Source organism: Desulfosarcina sp. BuS5, assembly GCF_028752835.1.
In the GTDB taxonomy this organism is placed as follows: Bacteria; Desulfobacterota; Desulfobacteria; order Desulfobacterales; family BuS5; genus BuS5.
In genome coordinates, this window is record NZ_CP087952.1 from 2,960,288 (window position 1) to 2,980,664 (window position 20,377).

At 43.3% G+C, this 20,377-nt stretch carries 21 protein-coding genes; 3 read left to right on the top strand and 18 right to left on the bottom strand.

What is annotated here, in order from left to right:
- Positions 1-102 precede the first annotated feature (102 nt).
- Positions 103-2,382: an inorganic phosphate transporter gene (locus tag BuS5_RS14525; RefSeq protein WP_035264440.1), complete on the top strand. Its 2,280-nt coding sequence runs from the start codon at positions 103-105 to the stop codon at positions 2,380-2,382.
- Between the two features lie 296 nt (positions 2,383-2,678).
- On the opposite strand, the gene BuS5_RS14530 is transcribed toward BuS5_RS14525, so the two are convergent.
- The 3 genes from BuS5_RS14530 to ltrA (BuS5_RS14535) form a co-directional block, all read right to left on the bottom strand.
- Positions 2,679-3,470 (bottom strand): TIGR02757 family protein, encoded by a 792-nt coding sequence (locus BuS5_RS14530; protein WP_027353080.1) that lies wholly within the window; start codon positions 3,468-3,470, stop codon positions 2,679-2,681.
- 87 nt (positions 3,471-3,557) lie between these two features.
- Complete coding sequence (locus BuS5_RS20550) at positions 3,558-3,731, bottom strand: DUF1214 domain-containing protein (RefSeq protein WP_198012185.1); 174 nt, start codon at positions 3,729-3,731, stop codon at positions 3,558-3,560.
- Positions 3,732-3,870: 139 nt separating this feature from the next.
- A complete protein-coding gene (gene ltrA / locus BuS5_RS14535) occupies positions 3,871-5,244 on the bottom strand; it encodes a group II intron reverse transcriptase/maturase (RefSeq protein WP_274427759.1) in 1,374 nt (457 codons plus the stop codon).
- 1,073 nt (positions 5,245-6,317) lie between these two features.
- On the opposite strand from ltrA (BuS5_RS14535), the gene BuS5_RS14540 reads away from it, so the two are divergent.
- Positions 6,318-6,458, top strand: a complete 141-nt coding sequence (locus BuS5_RS14540) for a hypothetical protein (RefSeq protein ID WP_274427760.1) — start codon at positions 6,318-6,320, stop codon at positions 6,456-6,458.
- Between the two features lie 134 nt (positions 6,459-6,592).
- Here the strand turns inward: BuS5_RS14540 and BuS5_RS14545 are convergent, their stop codons facing one another.
- From BuS5_RS14545 to ltrA (BuS5_RS14550), 3 genes are all read right to left on the bottom strand, one after another.
- Positions 6,593-6,883 (bottom strand): type II toxin-antitoxin system RelE/ParE family toxin, encoded by a 291-nt coding sequence (locus tag BuS5_RS14545; RefSeq protein ID WP_274427761.1) that lies wholly within the window; start codon positions 6,881-6,883, stop codon positions 6,593-6,595.
- Positions 6,880-7,098: an addiction module protein gene (locus BuS5_RS20555; RefSeq protein WP_443112700.1), complete on the bottom strand. Its 219-nt coding sequence runs from the start codon at positions 7,096-7,098 to the stop codon at positions 6,880-6,882. Before BuS5_RS20555 ends, BuS5_RS14545 begins: the two co-directional genes overlap by 4 nt.
- Before the next feature lie 302 nt (positions 7,099-7,400).
- Entirely contained in the window at positions 7,401-8,774 is a 1,374-nt protein-coding gene (gene ltrA / locus BuS5_RS14550; protein WP_274427762.1) for a group II intron reverse transcriptase/maturase, read from the bottom strand.
- Positions 8,775-9,415: 641 nt separating this feature from the next.
- Between ltrA (BuS5_RS14550) and BuS5_RS14555 the strand changes: the two genes are divergently transcribed.
- Complete coding sequence (locus BuS5_RS14555; RefSeq protein ID WP_274427763.1) at positions 9,416-9,592, top strand: hypothetical protein; 177 nt, start codon at positions 9,416-9,418, stop codon at positions 9,590-9,592.
- A 69-nt stretch (positions 9,593-9,661) separates the two neighbouring features.
- On the opposite strand, the gene BuS5_RS14560 is transcribed toward BuS5_RS14555, so the two are convergent.
- The 12 genes from BuS5_RS14560 to BuS5_RS14610 form a co-directional block, all read right to left on the bottom strand.
- A complete protein-coding gene (locus BuS5_RS14560; protein WP_027355120.1) occupies positions 9,662-10,072 on the bottom strand; it encodes a hypothetical protein in 411 nt (136 codons plus the stop codon).
- Between the two features lie 28 nt (positions 10,073-10,100).
- Positions 10,101-11,573, bottom strand: coding sequence for a Fic family protein (locus tag BuS5_RS14565; protein ID WP_027355121.1), 1,473 nt, complete (start codon positions 11,571-11,573; stop codon positions 10,101-10,103).
- A gap of 297 nt (positions 11,574-11,870) precedes the next feature.
- Positions 11,871-12,179: a group II intron maturase-specific domain-containing protein gene (locus BuS5_RS14570; RefSeq protein ID WP_274427764.1), complete on the bottom strand. Its 309-nt coding sequence runs from the start codon at positions 12,177-12,179 to the stop codon at positions 11,871-11,873.
- A 91-nt stretch (positions 12,180-12,270) separates the two neighbouring features.
- Entirely contained in the window at positions 12,271-13,242 is a 972-nt protein-coding gene (locus tag BuS5_RS14575; protein ID WP_274427765.1) for a reverse transcriptase domain-containing protein, read from the bottom strand.
- Between the two features lie 765 nt (positions 13,243-14,007).
- The gene (locus BuS5_RS14580; protein WP_274427766.1) at positions 14,008-14,430 is read right to left on the bottom strand and encodes a hypothetical protein; all 423 of its coding nucleotides are present in this window, start codon (positions 14,428-14,430) and stop codon (positions 14,008-14,010) included.
- A 323-nt stretch (positions 14,431-14,753) separates the two neighbouring features.
- Entirely contained in the window at positions 14,754-15,194 is a 441-nt protein-coding gene (locus BuS5_RS14585) for a hypothetical protein (RefSeq protein WP_274427767.1), read from the bottom strand.
- A 29-nt stretch (positions 15,195-15,223) separates the two neighbouring features.
- Complete coding sequence (locus BuS5_RS14590; RefSeq protein ID WP_274427768.1) at positions 15,224-15,760, bottom strand: hypothetical protein; 537 nt, start codon at positions 15,758-15,760, stop codon at positions 15,224-15,226.
- Positions 15,750-16,829: a hypothetical protein gene (locus BuS5_RS14595; RefSeq protein ID WP_274427769.1), complete on the bottom strand. Its 1,080-nt coding sequence runs from the start codon at positions 16,827-16,829 to the stop codon at positions 15,750-15,752. Before BuS5_RS14595 ends, BuS5_RS14590 begins: the two co-directional genes overlap by 11 nt.
- A 1,300-nt stretch (positions 16,830-18,129) precedes the next feature.
- The gene (locus tag BuS5_RS14600) at positions 18,130-18,459 is read right to left on the bottom strand and encodes a hypothetical protein (RefSeq protein ID WP_027355114.1); all 330 of its coding nucleotides are present in this window, start codon (positions 18,457-18,459) and stop codon (positions 18,130-18,132) included.
- Between the two features lie 780 nt (positions 18,460-19,239).
- A complete protein-coding gene (locus BuS5_RS20560; protein ID WP_027355112.1) occupies positions 19,240-19,476 on the bottom strand; it encodes a DUF6602 domain-containing protein in 237 nt (78 codons plus the stop codon).
- 71 nt (positions 19,477-19,547) lie between these two features.
- A complete protein-coding gene (locus BuS5_RS14605; RefSeq protein ID WP_027355111.1) occupies positions 19,548-19,856 on the bottom strand; it encodes a HigA family addiction module antitoxin in 309 nt (102 codons plus the stop codon).
- Between the two features lie 12 nt (positions 19,857-19,868).
- Positions 19,869-20,147 carry a type II toxin-antitoxin system RelE/ParE family toxin gene (locus tag BuS5_RS14610; protein ID WP_027355110.1) on the bottom strand — a complete coding sequence of 93 codons (279 nt, stop codon included), beginning with the start codon at positions 20,145-20,147 and terminating at the stop codon, positions 19,869-19,871.
- Positions 20,148-20,377: the final 230 nt, after the last annotated feature.

Here is a 20,377-nt window from a genome sequence, read left to right on the forward strand (position 1 = left end):
GTTTTATGAACCCTAAAAATGAAAAATCTCCTTCTCTTTATACTTTAATTTTTAATGTATACCTTTCCCAGGTTAATTGTCTGATACATTCAGGGAGATCTTATGAGTATTGAGTTGTTTTTTGTGGCCCTCTTATTCCTGCTGCTTTTTGCCGTGCTGGATCTGGTTGTGGGCGTAAGCAACGATGCGGTGAATTTCCTTAATTCCTCAATCGGCTCCAGGGTGGCCCCCTTTTTCGTTATCATGGCCACAGCAAGCCTGGGCATACTTGTTGGTGTGACTTTTTCAAGCGGAATGATGGAGGTGGCAAGAAAGGGTATATTTCACCCCCAGTTCTTCACCATGCCAGAGCTAATAATTGTCTTCATGGCGGTCATGCTCACCGATATTCTCCTGCTGGATCTCTTCAATGCCTATGGATTGCCCACCTCCACAACCGTATCAATAGTCTTCGAGCTTCTTGGAGCGGCAGTGGCCGTGTCTGCCATAAAAATCATGAATGCAACCGACACCGTTATGGGCATGGGGGACTATATCAATACGGGAAAGGCAATGATGATTGTTTTCGGCATTCTCCTTTCGATTGTCGTGGCCTTTTTCTCCGGTGCCATTGTTCAATTCATATCCCGCCTGATTTTCACCTTTGACTATCAAAAAAGACTCAAGCGTTACGGAGCGATCTGGGGCGGCGTTGCCATGTCGTCCATCACGTTCTTCATCCTGGTTAAAGGCTCCAAAGGGTCATCCTTCATGACCCCGGAGGCGGTCGACTGGGTCAGCAATAACAGCCTGTTGCTGATGTTTTTGATTTTCCTGGTCTCGGCCGTTGTTTTTCAGATCCTGATTTCTTTTTTTCGAATAAACATACTGAAACCCATAGTGCTGGTAGGCACATTTGCGCTGGCCATGGCATTCGCGGCAAACGACCTAGTCAATTTCATTGGCGTTCCCCTGGCAGCCTTTAGTGCATACAAGAGCGCCGTAGCCTCGGGCGATCCCTTGAACATCACCATGACCGCCCTCAGCAAGCAGGTCCAGTCCCAGACAATTCTGCTGCTCACTGCCGGCGCCATCATGGTTTTGACCCTCTGCCTATCCAGAAAGGCCCGAACAGTAACCGAGACCGAGATAAGCCTGGGCCAGCAGGAGGAGGGCACGGAGAGATTTGAATCCATATGGCTTTCCAGAAGCATTGTAAGCATGGTGCATTCCCTGTTCGTCTCCTGTGGTAAATGTGTCCCCCGCGCTTTAAGGGCCTTTGTTTTCAGGCGCATAGACCCCGATGGTCACAAACCGGCCGTTTTGCAGGACAGTCAGCCTTCTTTTGATCTGATCAGGGCGTCGGTCAACCTCATGGTTGCAAGTGCGGTGGTTTCCTTTGCAACCTCCATGAAACTCCCCCTTTCGACCACGTATGTGACCTTCATGGTGGCCATGGGATCATCATTCTCTGATCAGGCATGGGGCAGGGAGAGCGCGGTTTACCGTGTAACAGGGGTCCTGACGGTGATCGGCGGATGGTTCATGACGGCCTTTATAGCCTTTGTAACCGCCTTTGTCTTTGCAAATACCATTCATTATCTCAAGCTGCCTGGCATCGCACTTATAATATTCGTAGCAGTAGCTGTGATCTGGCAGAATCATCGAACTCACAAGAATCGTGAGAAAGAAAAAAATGAGCTGAATATATTCAATCTCGAAAAAATCCGTGATCCGCACATGTCGATCGCAAACACGTTCGAGCACCTGTCATACCTGCTCAAAGGGATCAGGGAATCCCTTGACGTCTCATTTGAAGCGCTGTTCAACCGGGATACGGACACATTGAACAAACAGAGAAAAAAGGTGAAACAGATTCAGATAGAGGCCAATATTGTTATGGCCAATGTATTCAAGGTCATGCGCCTGATTCAAAAAAGGGACTACAATATATCCCACAAGTACGCACAGACCATCAGAAGGATGCAGAAGCTGTCCGACGGCCACAGGGACATTCTCCTGCGCTCCTATATCCACACCAGCAATAAGCATAAAGGGCTCCTGAACCTCCAGATAGAGGAGCTCAAACAGATAAAAACCTGCATAATGGATGTCCTTCAACAAGTGGAAAACATCTTCAAGGAGCGGAAGATTATAGATTATCAGCACATAATCGACCAGTACCAATACATGAGGAACCTGGCGGATCAATTCAACATGGTTCAAACCGAAAGGATAAGAGACGACACATCCAAGACACGCCTCAGCATCCTTTATTATGCCATTGTGGGAAACTGCCTCATGATGACCAAGCAGAACATAAAGCTTCTCGAGATCTTCAATGAATCGTTCGAATTCGACGAAGAGCTTTCCAAATCATATGCCGATGTTGATTCCCAATAGATCTGAAAGAATTACGGGGAATAAGAGAGCTTTACCAGATTGAGAAAGAGGCGTTATACTCAAAAAGCAGACAAAAGGTGTGCGCGGAGGCAAGAAGTGTGTTTGCTATTGGGCGGTACGGGAGTTGGGATTAGAAGGGACTCAGCATGGCGAAGCGTTTACACATGAGCCAGCCAGGGGTCGCCTATGCAGTGAAAAAGGGAGAAAAGATTGTCAAGACTAACAATCTTCAAATTATTGAATAACTACTGAATTACAAATGGACGTCCCCCACCTGGTTCGGTTTCGTTATAACGTTACAGAGCCCAACCAGAGGATAAACTATTAATATCCATATCGCCTCTGATTCCGAATCTTGTAAGTGCGAAATCATATTTTACAGGATCTTCCGGGGAAATTTTTCTAAAACCTTCGGTGATTTCCATGGCTGTTTTCATATTTGCCTGTTTCCGTGACGTAAAGCCCAACATCATCCCGATTTTATGCATATGGGTATCTACTGGATTAATCAGTTTTGATTTGTCAATTTTTTTCCATCCTCCTGGATCAACTCTGTCCCTTCGCACCATCCATCTAAGAAAAAGGTTCATACGTTTGCAGGCACTCCCTTTTTTCGGGCGGGCGATAAGATGACCAGGATTATTGCCCGATGAAGTAAGTTCGTCCACAAAAACAATCATTGCAAAAAAAATGTTTTCATGGTCATGTGACACTCCTGCCGCAAAACATTCATTCAGGGAACCATACCGGGCGATAACATTTTTTGCACCATAAAGAAGTGCCGCAAGATTTTTGCCGTCAGCAAACCTGTGTTTGAATTGTTTAAATCTTTGTAAAAGAAATTTTTTATCAGAATTTTGTAAAAAAAGATAAGGTGATTCATTCATTGTACCCAGCACGGAAGAAACACTTTTTAAAATCTGAGCGACTCTTCCATATGCAAGGGCAGATGCTATAAGGCCTGCGATTTCCCTGTCCCTGATATCCTGATAAGAATAAAGGAATTCAAGAGGATCAGGATGAACAAAACTGCGCCTGTTGTATTGGTTGTATATACTGTCAAGTTTTGTTTTTTTTGTACACTTCATAATTTTACGTATTGTTTTTTTATCAGGAAAACAATAATAACAAAAATCATATTTAGTAAAGTGGACCCAAAGTAGTCTCTGATATGATCATAATGTCCTGTCGTAGACTTCCACGGACCAGAAGTCGTGTGCGGGCACGTTCGCTGGAACGGTGAGTTTGTAGGCTTTCCCGCCATCTAACGTACGCATCACCAGCGGCCCACCCAAACTTGCCGCTTCAGCGCCGCTGCGCTTTTTGCGTCGGCTTCCAGGTAGGAGCATCGGTTACCCGACGCCCCCCCTACAGATCCGTACGTGAAGATTTCCCTCATACGGTTCCTCGGTTCAAATCCTTTTTACCGGATTATCAACCAAACAGGAGACACCCCGTTTGGCGTATAACTTTGCAGCCCTTACGGCATCAAATATTATGGACTATTCTGGGTAATGGCAGTGGGTATGTTGTGCGCAAGTCCTCGAACATTACTTCGCCCTTGTGACTTCTTCGGCTTAACCATCGACGCCATGCTTTCTCAGTATATTCAAACACAACTTCCAGCGCTTTGTAGTTACTTATTACACCAAAGTACTGGTAAAAACCTCGCAGTTTACTGCAAAGAATCTCATACTGCTCGACCATTGGCTTATGACGGTTATCCTTGCACCATATCCATATTCTCTTCATAAAACGGCTTGAACGCTTTCTTGCCGTCTTTTTCTTTATTACCATGTACCCTTTTAATGATTTTGACCAGTAAAATGTAAACCCTAAAAAATCAAACGTCCCGTTTCCCTTTCCGCTAATGCGTTTGGAAAATCGAATCAGTTTTGTCTTTTCCGGGTGAAGTGACAGCTCGAACTGTTCGAACCGCCTGGGTAATACATCCATGACACGCAATGCGTCTTTTTCATACTCGAACCCGAGGATGAAATCATCCGCCCAGCGTATGATGGAGCATCTCCCTTTCATCCGGGGGATCACTTCTTTCACGTACCAGTCATCTAAAACATAATGAAGAAAGATATTACTGAGCACAGGGGAAATTACTCCTCCCTGTGGAGTGCCCGTTTCAGAGTACGTCAGGTTGCCTTCCTCCATTACGCCTGCATTCAACCACTTCCCTATCAGGCGAATCATTCCGCCGTCACTTACTCTCCGACGTATCATGTCTTTAAGTAACTCGTGATTAATATTGTCAAATAGTCCTGTAATATCTGCGCTTACTATCCAGCTGATATTCTGCTTCAAGCATTGCTCACGTAAATCTTTGATTGCCATGTGTTGGCTCCGACCTTTTCTGAATGCATGGGAAAAATTGTAAAAATTCCTGTCAAATATGACATTCAATATGGCTGCTGCTGCTTTCTGGACAATTTTATCCTCAAGTACAGGTATGCCAATTGGACGCTTTTTCCCTCCTTCCTTGTCTATCCAGATACGCTTTACAGGAGACGCAACGTACTGTCCTCTCCGCAGTCGTTCATACAGATTATAGAGGTTTTGATCAAGATTTTCGGCATACTCCTTTGCCGTAACCTTGTCCACTCCTGCAGATTCGCTTTTCCGAATTTTACGAAAGGATTGTTTCAGTAAATCAAAGTCTATCCGATGGACTACTGATGTAAATACCAGTTCATGATTATTTTGAGCAAGCAGCTCGATTTTGATAAGGGATGACCCACCTGTTAACACCGGTGGTTGTCCCCATTCTATCGGTCTGGAATTGCAAGCGACCGTTCTTGCAATTTCTCGGCTTTTTGTTGATATGGTTTGTGACCTCTGTGTATCTCCCATAATTCCTGCCAAAAAAAACGTTATACCCTGCTTCACCTTCCCTGCAGTGGGTCGCTTGGGCATCACTTCCCCACCTTTCCGATCAAGATAGTTCAATTCTTAATCATCGGTACTATGATCTGCTAAGACTTCCGAATGTTTATCTCAGGTTCGTTCGCTCTTCGCTATCCTCCCCTGATACCTTGTATCGCCCATCTTTTAATGTTTGTGTTTCTGCCAATGGCAGACTCGTTGCAAGGCGGGACATTCCTATGCAACGCCGGGATTTCGCTTGCGCTGGATTTCCTGTTACCGTTCTTTTTACCCAAGGAAACATCCGGGTCTCCCAAGTTCCCGAGCTACCCCTTTGAGTACATGCCCTGGTCTAAGACCCCGGTGGTGTCCTGAATACTTGCCTTAGCATATTCAGGACTGCTGCCTTCCGCTGTCTCCAAAGCGTCGGCTTTTTCCTGCAAGCAGGATTATCACAATGACCACAACCATACATTTTTCGGGGCTCAATACAGAGCCTGCAATCTTGCTCCGTCCAGCTCCAGACTCCCGTTACCGGGTTTACCTGTGGACTTCGCTACTGACCTGCTGGTTAGTCTTTAGTCAGGTGGGACTATCTTAACATCAATGCCAAAGCAAGCCCTGCAGAGATGAAGGAAACAATTTGTTTCCCGAGCACCCACTTGGTAACAATATCGAGTTTTAAAGACCTTGTGTCTTATCCCAACGATTCGGATTTATCTTGGCACGAGAAGTGTTTTGTTGTAAACCCCTGCATAGTTGCGACAACCTACTTTTTGTAAAGCAGCCGGATTTGAGAAAGCGTAATTAAACGCTTGCAAATAATACAAAGTTGGCGAACTCACCGTTGTTTGCCGGCGCTTGCAGCATAACCAGTTAAAACAATAAGCAACGCCTTGAGAAATAGTCACAGAAAACGAGACGAGATCCAACCGGATGCTGGAATAATGACAATAAAAACAACGATTGCCAAAGCGTAAACCGCTGTTTGCGGCATTCTGCAACAATGATTGTTGATGCGATGCTGACTTTACCAAAAAAGCCGCAAAAAGCAAGGCGAGATGTCGCCGAGTACCGAAACAGTGAAACCTGTAAAATGCTTGCCGAAGCTGACGTTCAAAAAAGTAACAAGAAACGCCGGCAAAAACGATAACCGGCAGATACCGGCAACGGTTGTTAGCAAAACAGACAGTGAAAAATAAAAATCAAAATTAAGCCTGCGATAAGGTTTACAACGCCAAGGATGAGCTGACACAAAAGCCACCTAATACTTTGAATTTACAAAAATTGGCTCGGCTTTTGTGGTCAGCTCAATCCTTTTGTTCTGGCTATTGCGCTATCCAAGTCGCTGCCTTATCCACAGTGGATCACGCCTAGCATCTAAAACAGCTATCACGGTGACAACGTCTCCATCGACGCGGTAGTAGATGCAAAACGGAAATCGCTTTGAAAGTGACCGGTAGAGGCCGTATTCTATTGCATGAATTCCACCGTAGTATGCCAGTGACTCGATGTCGGCAATCAAGCAACTCCGGAAATAGTCTCCAAGACCGGGGGATTGCCGCTCATAAAACCAGTAACCCTCAATGAGGTCTTCCTCGGCATCTGATGAAATATCGACAATCATCGACCCACTTCCAGCAGGCGGGTCTTTGCTTCGCTCCACGGTGACACAGTCGCTCGGCCGTCTTTGAGACGTCGCTTTCGGGTCTCAAGTACCTCGCGATGCCACTCCGGCGACCGTACATCGCCTGATTTGTCGCAAAGACTGTTCCATACGCTCTCCAGCAAGCGGATTTTTTCGGAAACAGACAGGGTCTCAAGTGGTATTTCGATGGGCATAAAGCTCTCCTTCGTCAATCATTATAGTTTAGCGGCCAGAACGATGAACTCACCGGCCGCCAACATGCGGGGCAAGACCTTCCGCAAACGACAACATTTATGCGGAAGAGAGCGTTTAAAAAAAAACACCGCTGTTGGCGGTCGGGTTCCAGGTAGGAGCATCGGTTACCCGACGCCCCCCCCTACAGACCCGTACGTGAAGATTTCCCTCATACGGTTCCTCGGTTCAAATCCTTTTTACCGGATTATCAACCAAACAGGCGACACCCCGTTTGGCGTATAACTTTGCAGCCCTTACGGCATCAAATATTATGGACTATTCTGGGTAATGGCAGTGGGTATGTTGTGCGCAAGTCCTCGAACATTACTTCGCCCTTGTGACTTCTTCGGCTTAACCATCGACGCCATGCTTTCTCAGTATATTCAAACACAACTTCCAGCACTTTGTAGTTACTTATTACTCCAAAGTACTGGTAAAAACCTCGCAGTTTACTGCAAAGAATCTCATACTGCTCGGCCATTGGCTTATGACGGTTATCCTTGCACCATATCCATATTCTCTTCATAAAACGGCTTGAACGCTTTCTTGCCGTCTTTTTCTTTATTACCATGTACCCTTTTAATGATTTTGACCAGTAAAATGTAAACCCTAAAAAATCAAACGTCCCGTTTCCCTTTCCGCTAATGCGTTTGGAAAATCGAATCAGTTTTGTCTTTTCCGGGTGAAGTGACAGCTCGAACTGTTCGAACCGCCTGGGTAATACATCCATGACACGCAATGCGTCTTTTTCATACTCGAACCCGAGGATGAAATCATCCGCCCAGCGTATGATGGAGCATCTCCCTTTCATCCGGGGGATCACTTCTTTCACGTACCAGTCATCTAAAACATAATGAAGAAAGATATTACTGAGCACAGGGGAAATTACTCCTCCCTGTGGAGTGCCCGTTTCAGAGTACGTCAGGTTGCCTTCCTCCATTACGCCTGCATTCAACCACTTCCCTATCAGGCGAATCATTCCGCCGTCACTTACTCTCCGACGTATCATGTCTTTAAGTAACTCGTGATTAATATTGTCAAATAGTCCTGTAATATCTGCGCTTACTATCCAGCTGATATTCTGCTTCAAGCATTGCTCACGTAAATCTTTGATTGCCATGTGTTGGCTCCGACCTTTTCTGAATGCATGGGAAAAATTGTAAAAATTCCTGTCAAATATGACATTCAATATGGCTGCTGCTGCTTTCTGGACAATTTTATCCTCAAGTACAGGTATGCCAATTGGACGCTTTTCCCCTCCTTCCTTGTCTATCCAGATACGCTTTACAGGAGACGCAACGTACTGTCCTCTCCGCAGTCGTTCATACAGATTATAGAGGTTTTGATCAAGATTTTCGGCATACTCCTTTGCCGTAACCTTGTCCACTCCTGCAGATTCGCTTTTCCGAATTTTACGAAAGGATTGTTTCAGTAAATCAAAGTCTATCCGATGGACTACTGATGTAAATACCAGTTCATGATTATTTTGAGCAAGCAGCTCGATTTTGATAAGGGATGACCCACCTGTTAATACCGGTGGTTGTCCCCATTCTATCGGTCTGGAATTGCAAGCGACCGTTCTTGCAATTTCTCGGCTTTTTGTTGATATGGTTTGTGACCTCTGTGTATCTCCCATAATTCCTGCCAAAAAAAACGTTATACCCTGCTTCACCTTCCCTGCAGTGGGTCGCTTGGGCATCACTTCCCCACCTTTCCGATCAAGATAGTTCAATTCTTAATCATCGGTACTATGATCTGCTAAGACTTCCGAATGTTTATCTCAGGTTCGTTCGCTCTTCGCTATCCTCCCCTGATACCTTGTATCGCCCGTCTTTTAATGTTTGTGTTTCTGCCAATGGCAGACTCGTTGCAAGGCGGGACATTCCTATGCAACGCCGGGATTTCGCTTGCGCTGGATTTCCTGTTACCGTTCTTTTTACCCAAGGAAACATCCGGGTCTCCCAAGTTCCCGAGCTACCCCTTTGAGTACATGCCCTGGTCTAAGACCCCGGTGGTGTCCTGAATACTTGCCTTAGCATATTCAGGACTGCTGCCTTCCGCTGTCTCCAAAGCGTCGGCTTTTTCCTGCAAGCAGGATTATCACAATGACCACAACCATACATTTTTCGGGGCTCAATACAGAGCCTGCAATCTTGCTCCGTCCAGCTCCAGACTCCCGTTACCGGGTTTACCTGTGGACTTCGCTACTGACCTGCTGGTTAGTCTTTAGTCAGGTGGGACTATCTTAACATCAATGCCAGAGCAAGCCCTGCAGAGATGAAGGAAACAAACCGTTTCCCGAGCACCCACTTGGTAACAATATCGAGTTTCAAAGACCTTGTGTCTTATCCCAACGATTCGGATTTATCTTGGCACGAGAAGCGTCTGGTTGTAAACCCCTGCCGGTTGCGACAACCTGCTTTTTGTAAAGCAGCCGGATTTGAGAAAACGTAATTAAACATTTGCAAATAATACAAAGTTGGCGAACTCACCGTTGTTTGCCGGCGCTTGCAGCATAACCAATTAAAACAATAAGCAACGCCTTGAGAAATAGTCACAGAAAACGAGACGAGATGCAACCGGATGCTGGAATAATGAAAATAAAAAAAACGATTGCCAAAGCGTAAACCGCTGTTTGCGGCATTCTGCAACAATGATTGTTGATGCGATGCTGACTTTACCAAAAAATCGCAAAAAACAAGACGAGATGTCGCCGAGTACCGAAACAGTGAAACCTGTAAAATGCTTGCCGAAGCTGACATTCAAAAAAACAATAAGAAGCGCCGGCAAAAGCGATAACCGGCAAATGCCGACAACGGCTGTTAGCAAAACAGACAGTGAAAAATAAAACTCAAAATTAAGCCTGAGAGAAGGTTTACGTTGCAAATCAGCGGCGCGTCTTTTTGCGTCCGCTGCATTTGCCTTGTTATACATTTATGACATCCTTCTTTTCCGCAGCTCGCTATAGTTCACTTGCAATTTGAGCCATAGTTAATGTAACTGCATTTCTTATAAAAGCTGCTATGTTTTTTTCTTTCGTTGTTATCTCTCCAGTTAGCGAAATAACATGCGGTTTGATTTCTAAGGGAAGGGCTTCGTCTATTCGATCATGACTCTCATAAGGTACTAAAAATTCAAGAAATGCCCCAATAGCTAATGTACTATCTTCATAGCCATAGTGGTGGATAGTAATACAAAGTTGATATTTTTTATTGTCAGCCAATTCAATTCGAAAAGTCAGCCACCCCTTTGGAAAATTCCTGTTAAAATAGTACTCGTGTTTTTTAGCATATTTAATTATTTGACCGTAGTAATAATCTTGTCTCTTATCCTCATTTGGGGAACATTGCTCAATTGTAATGGTAGCATTTCCATTGAGCCTGGCACTAAGTTGATCAGAAATCAAATTCAAGTGTTTGAGGCAAAAGTTGAAAACATGGTTTCTGGCTCTATTAAGCTGAGCCTCTCTTTCAACAACCTTTCTCTTCTGCCAATTGTCAATTTTGCCTGAAAATATATCTATTACTTCATCAAATGATGAGCTATAAACCTCTTTTATATTTAGAGCCTTTTCAATATGTCTTTTTTGAACTTCGGAAAAATAGTCTATCAGAGGTTGAAATTCTTGTTCATCAGCCTTTTCCAAAGCATCAATATATTTAGCTTTAGCCTCTTCTCTTAGAACAGTAAAAGGAAACAGGCCATGTTTAATCAAAATTAAACTTGCAAGTAGTCTTGCAATACGCCCATTGCCATCCTGAAATGGATGAATTGTAGTAAATGCATGGTGAAACCAAGTGGCACAAATTAAATAATGGATATTTTTATTCTCGGCATCATTGTAAATAGAAATCAGATTCTCCATTTCAACCTGAACATGTTCAGGGGGACAGTACAAAATTTTAGTTCCATCTCCACGAGTTGGATTGTTTTCAAGAATTTTGAAAGCACCTTTTCTTAAATTTACTTTAGTTTTACTACCAAATTGGTCTCTTCCTTCTGCATATTCCTGGTTGCGAGTTACAAGTGAGTGAAGTTCTTTTATAAAGCCAATTGTTAAATCTCTATTTTCTTTAACCACATCAAAGACAAAATCAACGGCATCAAGGTGGTCGGATAAATGAGAAATTAATTTTGGAACCGGAACGTTTGTGTCATTATGACTAATATATGATTCAACGAAACCTTTTTTTATGAATGTTTCAGTTATACCTTTTTCAAGATCGTACATTCGTTCTACAATCCCGGTCTCAATGGCATGTTCACGTTTGAGTTCGGTAATAAACTCCTGATATTCTTTTGAATTTTTTTGAAGAATTTCTCTTCTGGCAAACCATGAGGGAGATATATCATCAATCGTAGAAGTATCACATTCAAGCCATTTTTGATTAAGTTTTATATTTTCCCACAGCCTGTGTATTTTTTGTTCTACCATTTTTACTCCAATTTTAATAAACAATCACGATTGTATAACGATGAACTCACCGGCCGCCAACATGCGGGGCAAGACCTTACGCAAACGACAACATTTATGCGGAAGAGAGCGTTTAAAAAAAGCGCCGCGGTTGGCGGTCGGGTTCCAGGTAGGAGCATCGGTTACCCGACGCCCCCCCTACAGACCCGTACGTGAAGATTTCCCTCATACGGTTCCTCGGTTCAAATCCTTTTTACCGGATTATCAACCAAACAGGCGACACCCCGTTTGGCGTATAACTTTGCAGCCCTTACGGCATCAAATATTATGGACTATTCTGGGTAATGGCAGTGGGTATGTTGTGCGCAAGTCCTCGAACATTACTTCGCCCTTGTGACTTCTTCGGCTTAACCATCGACGCCATGCTTTCTCAGTATATTCAAACACAACTTCCAGCACTTTGTAGTTACTTATTACTCCAAAGTACTGGTAAAAACCTCGCAGTTTACTGCAAAGAATCTCATACTGCTCGGCCATTGGCTTATGACGGTTATCCTTGCACCATATCCATATTCTCTTCATAAAACGGCTTGAACGCTTTCTTGCCGTCTTTTTCTTTATTACCATGTACCCTTTTAATGATTTTGACCGGTAAAATGTAAACCCTAAAAATCAAACGTCCCGTTTCCCTTTCCGCTAATGCGTTTGGAAAATCGAATCAGTTTTGTCTTTTCCGGGTGAAGTGACAGCTCGAACTGTTCGAACCGCCTGGGTAATACATCCATGACACGCAATGCGTCTTTTCATACTCGAACCCGAGGATGAAATCATCCGCCCAGCGTATGATGGAGCATCTCCCTTTCATCCGGGGGATCACTTCTTTCACGTACCAGTCATCTAAAACATAATGAAGAAAGATATTACTGAGCACAGGGGAAATTACTCCTCCCTGTGGAGTGCCCGTTTCAGAGTACGTCAGGTTGCCTTCCTCCATTACGCCTGCATTCAACCACTTCCCTATCAGGCGAATCATTCCGCCGTCACTTACTCTCCGACGTATCATGTCTTTAAGTAACTCGTGATTAATATTGTCAAATAGTCCTGTAATATCTGCGCTTACTATCCAGCTGATATTCTGCTTCAAGCATTGCTCACGTAAATCTTTGATTGCCATGTGTTGGCTCCGACCTTTTCTGAATGCATGGGAAAAATTGTAAAAATTCCTGTCAAATATGACATTCAATATGGCTGCTGCTGCTTTCTGGACAATTTTATCCTCAAGTACAGGTATGCCAATTGGACGCTTTTCCCCTCCTTCCTTGTCTATCCAGATACGCTTTACAGGAGACGCAACGTACTGTCCTCTCCGCAGTCGTTCATACAGATTATAGAGGTTTTGATCAAGATTTTCGGCATACTCCTTTGCCGTAACCTTGTCCACTCCTGCAGATTCGCTTTTCCGAATTTTACGAAAGGATTGTTTCAGTAAATCAAAGTCTATCCGATGGACTACTGATGTAAATACCAGTTCATGATTATTTTGAGCAAGCAGCTCGATTTTGATAAGGGATGACCCACCTGTTAACACCGGTGGTTGTCCCCATTCTATCGGTCTGGAATTGCAAGCGACCGTTCTTGCAATTTCTCGGCTTTTTGTTGATATGGTTTGTGACCTCTGTGTATCTCCCATAATTCCTGCCAAAAAAACGTTATACCCTGCTTCACCTTCCCTGCAGTGGGTCGCTTGGGCATCACTTCCCCACCTTTCCGATCAAGATAGTTCAATTCTTAATCATCGGTACTATGATCTGCTAAGACTTCCGAATGTTTATCTCAGGTTCGTTCGCTCTTCGCTATCCTCCCCTGATACCTTGTATCGCCCGTCTTTTAATGTTTGTGTTTCTGCCAATGGCAGACTCGTTGCAAGGCGGGACATTCCTATGCAACGCCGGGATTTCGCTTGCGCTGGATTTCCTGTTACCGTTCTTTTTACCCAAGGAAACATCCGGGTCTCCCAAGTTCCCGAGCTACCCCTTTGAGTACATGCCCTGGTCTAAGACCCCGGTGGTGTCCTGAATACTTGCCTTAGCATATTCAGGACTGCTGCCTTCCGCTGTCTCCAAAGCGTCGGCTTTTTCCTGCAAGCAGGATTATCACAATGACCACAACCATACATTTTTCGGGGCTCAATACAGAGCCTGCAATCTTGCTCCGTCCAGCTCCAGACTCCCGTTACCGGGTTTACCTGTGGACTTCGCTACTGACCTGCTGGTTAGTCTTTAGTCAGGTGGGACTATCTTAACATCAATGCCAGAGCAAGCCCTGCAGAGATGAAGGAAACAAACCGTTTCCCGAGCACCCACTTGGTAACAATATCGAGTTTCAAAGACCTTGTGTCTTATCCCAACGATTCGGATTTATCTTGGCACGAGCAGTGATTTGTTATATGCCGTAATTATTTTGAAATACCGATTTTTTTCAAAAAACTTCCGATTGATGTAAATCCATTATGATCCTTGAGATTATAAGGATTGATCTTGTATTGTTCTTGATTTTCGGAATAGCTTAATGAGCCATCAGATATTTGATTTAAAATTTCTCTTTTAGAAAGAACCCAACCAGATTTTTCTGACAATAGTGCAACGAAAAAATAATTGCCTCTTTTTTCTGTTAATGTATTGAAAAGATCAAAAAACTTTTTACCAAATCCCCAAAATGGTCGATTGCTACGACTTATTTTAATGATTAGAAATTTATTTTTGTCTATAAGGAAATAGTTGCGCCGTTTGAACAATCCATGAAATTCTGAATAATCGAAAACAGTTTTTAAATCAGTAGCACCTATCTGGTTTGCAAAATCTAAAACTTCATTTCCCATGACCAGTTCTCCATTTTATTGTTGCATATACGTAAAGCTGAGTGGCAGGGCAGCGATAACCCAAAAACCATGATAAAGGTAAAAACTACCGGTCAAATACTGTCTTTCGAAAAGCGGCATGACCTGCCCTGTCCATCTCAAGCGCCTGGTTCTACACTGCATATCCATAACTTCGTTACTGTCTATCAGCCAATATGTGCATACGTAATATGTTGAGACTACTACATAATCCGCGATTGCTATTTATGGCCAGAACGGAAACTTTTGCTACAGACCTCGGAAAAAAATAGCATTTTAAGCATAATTTTTTGGACACTTTCCTTTTAAATAGGTGACGAACCAACTTCAATCTGTAATATTTTTCCAATCGGAATATAGGCGCTTAATGCATTCAATCTTTTACAAAATTGTTCCTGCGCTTTTCGGCGGCTTGGTTGTTGAAGAGGCTCCAATCGGACAACCACTCTGTCTGCTTCAGATTTGATCCATCCATGAGACTGAGTGATGGCATAAAACAAGTCCACATATTCATTTTCATTCGGGTAATGACACAATAACCAGTCAGTCATATCCTTACGCGCATTCCATAATGAAGCTGTAACAAAATCAAAAAGATTTTTTCCTTCATTATCAATCTTCTTAAAGGAATTATAATCCTCAAGAGTAGAAACATCCACCTTTTCAGGCAGTTGTTTTTTCTCATTGAGGAGCTTTGTGAGCTCTGCCTCTAACTGGCTTATTCCTGATTCTAAACAGGCTTTCAAGCTGTTTTCGCGCCTTGAGCCATCTTTGTTTAAAACTTCCTTAGTCCTTGAATTTTTTTATGCTTTTTATCAAGCTTTTTACGTACGGTCTTAATTTCTTTCTCAATGGATTTGATAGCAGGATTTGCTATAAGCTGTTTATCGCTATCTAATGTTTTAAAGCCGGGGTGATAATGAAAAGGGTGCCTGTCATGGAGGTGTTTAAATGTATTTTCAGAGGCACCCCAGCGGTTCAATATAGCTTGTGCGCATTGAAGAGTAGTTATAGGTCTGCCGTCATCCCATGCAAGACAGCATGTCCGACGGTTGCTGGTCTGATTCCAAAGATAAATTTTCCTGAGTTCAAAGGTTTTAGTTTTACCATTTTCCTCCAGGGTGAAGGTCTTTTCACCCTCGAAAATGCGGTATTTTTTGTTGTTCATCTCAAAGGATTCGTTAAAACAATCATCATCTAACTCCTTGAGTTTTTTTGAATCAACGTGTTTTTCCCAAGTAACAAAGGGAATTTTATCTTCAATAAGAGAGTTAAAAAATGGAGCGCCATACCCTTCTCTGTCAAAGACCATGATGGGAGGCTCTGTAAGTTCCTTGGCCCATTTTTTTTTTCAGTTCGACAATATGAGTTTTAAGATCGCCTTTTCCTTCTTGAATCTGAAAATCAACAATACGACCACTTTCATCGCATGTAACTATATTTGTTTGTCCCGGCATCATCATTTTGCGCTGTGTATTAAAGGCAAGATGAATTTTTCGTCTGCCTGTGTATGGAAGCAGATGCCCATCTGCAAACCATATACAGGTACTGACCAATCCGCCTAAAAGCTGTTGCTTAAAAAATAATTTACAAAGAGATGTGGAAAATCGTAAATTACAAGCTGCATAGAACCATTGCCAAACATCTCTTTTTGGAGGCAATTTATTGAGGCCCAAAATAAGCCCCGCTTCTTTCTGGTTAATATTTTTCAGTTGTTCTATGGATTTGATATTATTGGCGACCATCAACAAAAAAACTAAAAATATTTTATAGGCAGAACCAAAATAACCCATTATCAGCTTAAGCCATTGATTTGTACTAATTAAAACAATTAGATAAGGGAATATCCCTGCAAAACGAGTGAATTTCCAATCATGAAGGCTCTTAAATGGTTGTTCGTCTTTTGAAACAAGTTGTTCGCCGAATTCAAAATCAAGCTCCTGCTGTTTTTTTTGATTTTCTAATCGTTTAGCTTTTCTCTCTTTAGCGAGAATGACAGCCTTGGTGCCCTGTATGCGTTTGTGCTGCGTGCTCTTGCGATGTTGTTCAAGATTTTTGCCCATTTTGGGATTATATCCACCCAATAAGCCTTCTGTCCCAAATTTTTTTTTGCTCTCAATGTAATTGTGTATCGTTTGTCTGCTAATATTAAGGGCACCAGCCAATAAAGATTTATTCGCACCCAATTCAACGGCATCAACAACAAATATTTTTTTTGCTGGCTTGTCAGAAATATCAACCTTTTTAACAATGATATCGCGGTTTTTAAGGGTAATCATGTGCTTATTTCTTCTGTTAAAAACCAACGACAAATTTGCGCCAATCATTTTGGTGTTATCGTTTTTTTTCTTTGGTATATCTGGAAATAGTTGTTTTTGCATAATTGATACCTTAATGTGGTGTACGCAATGTGAATTTTTAATAAGGTATCACAAAAAAATATTTTTTATAAAATAAATTTACATTAAATAAAAGAAATAGTTAAAATAAAATAGGTTAAACATATGAATGTCCAACATTATGCTTGTCCAATAAATTACTGGAGAATAGTCTAACTACCTGAATAATAAGGCTTTACGCATTTCTATTCACTTTGTACGTTCCGAGGTCTGTGCTACAGGATTTGTTGAGTTTTGCTCACTGAAACCATGTTTTGGTAATTGTTTGATATTTGCAAGTTGGATTGAAGTACAAAACTATGGCGTCTAAAAATGGCTGCTACGTGTCAAATTTTAATGCCCGATATTTGGACATCGTTCTCAGAAAGTACCGACTGAGCTTAGATCATGCTCATGTTCATACCCATACGCATATCTAACTTATTTTGAGTGCCAGAAACAAGGAAAATTTTCAATATGTCAATCAGTTACAAAAGAATACATGTTCCCCAAAAGAGCGTCAAGCTAAACACGGTTTCCATGAAAAGACCGTTCTGTATGACTCACGAGTGATATCTTCAACCGTCTTGGAGCTAAAAATAGGGCAGCGGTCGAAGGTTGATTCAGATTCCCTGATACAAAGCCCGATATAACTAATTACGCTCAACCCAACCTGATAAAAACCGGACTTTTCATTATTGCTCTTATGTGCCAGGCGTCGGTAACAAGCAACTGCCCAGCTTTCACAATTTTCTTTTGCTCTATGCCTGCAAATGTCTTGCGCATATCAAAATGTAAAGAGACGTAAAGAGTCATTATGAAAATCGTGTTTTTCGCTCGTTTTTTTCTCAACAAAGTAGGCTTTTCGTAATTCAGCTATGCCTGAGGTTACTGCTCTGTTTGAGATAGCCGCTTTAGTATATTTTAGGTTAATGCGACAAATATTGATCATAGACAGTGCGATAGCTCATAATGTCGCAAACTGTAGAACGCGGCTGTTGAGCCGCGAGAATCGCAGGCACTGGCTGAAAAAGGCATTTTTTTTTCAGCCAGTGCTGAGAATCGCAGTCGGCTCCAACGTCCTTGATAGGTGGAGCGTGAGCGGGAACCTATCAAGGACGTTGGAGGAACTCGACAGCCGCGATAAGTGGACCGTGTGCGTAGCGCAGCGGAGCTCACGGTCCACTTATCGCAGAAGTCAGTGGCAGCCAGGGCATAAATTCCTTTCAAAAAAGCAACAAATACACATAATGCCGATAAAACTTAAAGTCGCGAGTCCCTGGCTGTCAACTGCACTGACATGTTATACTGGATATGCTTTCATACCAGCTCTCATTGCACCTTCAACAGTTCCATCAACTAGTTCACTTCCAGGGAAAAAGCATTCATCAGGGTCATATATTTCAGTACTCCATTTAAATATTGCAAACTCCCATTCGTCGATTTCTTTAAAATACTCCATACGGATTACAGGCTCTTTTTTACCATATGCTATCCTGTCAAGATAAAGAAATCTTCCTTGAAATCTTGCAATGTAACGAACGTCTATTGTTTTAAGTTCCTGTTGATTGAATTTTTCTACGATTACAGAAATTTTTTCTCGTATTTCATCAGGTATCAGTTTTTTCCCCATAATCAATCCTTATTTTGAAGTATAACGTCCAAGCTCAGTGGCGAGCAACCGCCGCAGGCGGTTTGTGAGTCCACTGCAGCGGCTTGGTCGTGTGCCGGGCACGGCACGTATTCTAAAGGGTGCGATGAGCATGCCCTTTAATTTTAAGCTCATCAAGTTCCAAACCCAGCCCGATGGAGGCGAAGGGTATAGCGATATGGCAACCGGGTATCCAGCGATGGTGCCTGGAAAGGAGGCCGCCCTGCCACGGTAGGGTATCGCAAACACACGGGGCGATGTACAAGAACCGAGTTGAGGCGGTTTTGGTGGGACGAGCCTGCAACACAAGGCAAAGTCCTCTATCCATCTTAAGCCAAAGACGTATACTCGGCGCTCATGTGCGGAAAGATACGTGTTCACCCCGGGAGATCTGCCGCGTTGTCCATATGGACTGATCAAACCGTAAGGGGCGACCATCACGCAGCAGAAGTCAGCAGATGGCATAGTAGCCGGTGGAAACGAGCTCCACAGCGTGGGGAGGTCTCACCCCGGTGAAGGCCTGAACGGTGCCCGGCCGAATGGCTTGGGTAAATGGTTATGGTTGAGAAAGAGCGTTTTCTTACCTGCATATTGCAACATTCGTTGACATGCCGGTAGCGTTGCGTTCCCTAAGACCAGGCAGACCAATCTTTATTAGGTCTGTTGTAGCCAGCCGAATCGCCGGATACGCGATCCGTATGTCCGGTGGTGTGGGAGGGGGTAGCCGTGAGGCTACTCCCTATCCCTATAGGCGAAAATGTCCTATGTCAAGGGCTGACCCCATTGCTTGTTCGGAATTATATAACCGGATGTTACTCCGTATTTCTTTGGTAAAAACTCTGTTAGCCATTTACGGAGATATGCTTCTACACCTTGGCCATGTGCTACTTGAATTGGACGATTCTGCGTTTGCTCAAGAATTTTATCGAACTCAGATAGGATGTCTTTTCTGTTTCTGTGAAACTCTTTCCAACCATGTTGACCGTAACAGTTATCCAATCTATAGCTCCTTAACTTTTATGGGGGTTAACGCCGCTAATCAGCCGCGCAGCATTTTTGCGTCGGCTGCATTAGCATTGTTGGGCCACATACTCAGAATAAGGTTTTATTTTTTTTAGCAACGGGCTGAGGGTTCTTGCGGCAACTTCTGTATCATGGGCAACTTGGGCACGTAACCAGTAGCCATTAGATAGGCCTAAGAAACGACACAACCGCAAATCGGTATCAGCAGTTATCGATCGCTTTCCACCGACAATTTCGCTGATACGTTGGGCTGGAACGCCAATTTCCTTAGCTAATCGGTACTGACTCAGCCCCATAGGCTTCAGAAATTCTTCTAATAAAATTTCGCCTGGAGTTATGGGATCTAATTTTTTCATAGTAGATACTCCTCAATGGTAATCGACAATTTCGACATCTTCTGGACCTGCATCCGTCCAACGAAAGCAAACTCGCCATTGATCGTTTATACGAATGCTATGTTGATCAGAACGATTGCCCTTGAGCGCCTCAAGATGATTACCAGGTGGTACCCTTAAATCATCAAGCCGTCCAGCGATTTCAAGCTGTCTAAGTTTGCGTCGCGCAATTTTGGCAATATTTACGAATTGCTTGACATGATCACCTTTAGTTAGCGCTTCAGTATTTTTACACTTAAATGATCTGATCATGTGTCATATAATAACGCATATCGTGATTAACGTCAAGCGTGATTAGTGCAGCCCAACGATGAACTCACCGGCCGCCAACATGCGGGGCAAGACCTTCCGCAAACGACAACATTTATGCGGAAGAGAGCGTTTAAAAAAAAGCGCCGCGGTTGGCGGTCGGGTTCCAGGTAGGAGCATCGGTTACCCGACGCCCCCCCTACAGACCCGTACGTGAAGATTTCCCTCATACG